Annotated in this window: 1 protein-coding gene; it reads right to left on the reverse strand. The window is 65.0% G+C overall.

Translation table 11 applies throughout. The features are described 5' to 3' along the window. Positions 1–672 (reverse strand): alanine--tRNA ligase-related protein (locus ACT6UX_RS30395; RefSeq protein ID WP_444778860.1); only part of this gene is annotated, 672 nt, incomplete at both ends.

The following is a 672-nucleotide window of genomic DNA, read 5'->3' on the forward strand; positions in this document are numbered from 1 at the left end:
GTCGAGATGTTGCCGCGCGGCTTCGCCCGTCAGCGCCTCGATGCGGCGGACGCCCGATGCCACGGCGCCTTCGGCCAGAAGACGCACGATGCCGATATCGCCGGTAGCGGCGACATGCGTTCCGCCGCAAAGCTCGGTCGAATAGCTCTTGCCGGCTTTGTCGCCATGAAGCGCCGTACCCATCGACACGACGCGGACCTCGTCGCCATACTTTTCGCCGAAGAGCGCCATGGCGCCTTCTGCGATCGCGTCGTCAACGGCCATCAGCCGCGTAGATACGGGAGCATTCTGCAGTACGATCTCGTTGGCGAGTTCCTCGACCCGCGCAAGCTCTTCGGGCGCGATCGGCTTGGGATGCGAAAAATCGAAGCGCAGGCGGTCAGGCGCGACGAGCGAACCCTTCTGCGCAACGTGCGTGCCGAGCACTTCGCGCAACGCCTCGTGGACGAGATGGGTTGCTGAATGATTGCGGCGGATGCGGGCGCGGCGCGCGGCGTCGACCTTGAGCTCGACGGGAGCGCCGATTTTCACCGTACCCGACGCGACGCGTCCGAAATGGACGAACAGGCCGTCGGCCTTCTTCTGCGTGTCGGTGACGTCGATTGCGAAGCCTTCGCCGAGAATTCGGCCTGTATCGCCCACCTGGCCGCCGGATTCGCCGTAGAATGGCGT

This window comes from Reyranella sp., from assembly GCF_052439685.1.
GTDB lineage: Bacteria > Pseudomonadota > Alphaproteobacteria > Reyranellales > Reyranellaceae > Reyranella.